General features: G+C 38.1%; 1 protein-coding gene. It reads left to right on the forward strand.

Translation table 11 applies throughout. From position 1 onward, the window contains the following. The coding region (locus tag HZY83_RS06750; RefSeq protein ID WP_483299227.1) for an amino acid kinase family protein at positions 1 to 383 on the forward strand (383 nt) is incomplete at both ends.

Here is a 383-nt window from a genome sequence, read left to right on the forward strand (position 1 = left end):
GTCTATGACACAAGGTATGATAGGCTACTGGTTAGAAACAGAAATTAACCGTGTACTATCTGAGATTGGAAGTGACAGAGCTGTCGGTACTATTATTACTCGTGTAGAAGTCGATAAAGATGATCCGAGATTTGATCGACCAACTAAACCGATTGGTCCATTTTATACTGAAGAAGAGATGCAAGAATTGAAAGAAGCGCAACCTGAGGCTATCTATAAAGCAGACTCAGCTGGTCGTGGTTATAGAAAGGTTGTCGCATCACCTTTACCAATTTCAATACTTGAACATAAATTGATAAGTACACTTGTTGAACAAAAAAATATCATCATTGCATGTGGTGGTGGCGGTGTACCTGTTATTGAGAAAGATAATACTTATGAAG

This window comes from Gemella sp. GH3, assembly GCF_013415425.1.
Taxonomy (GTDB): Bacteria; Bacillota; Bacilli; order Staphylococcales; family Gemellaceae; genus Gemelliphila.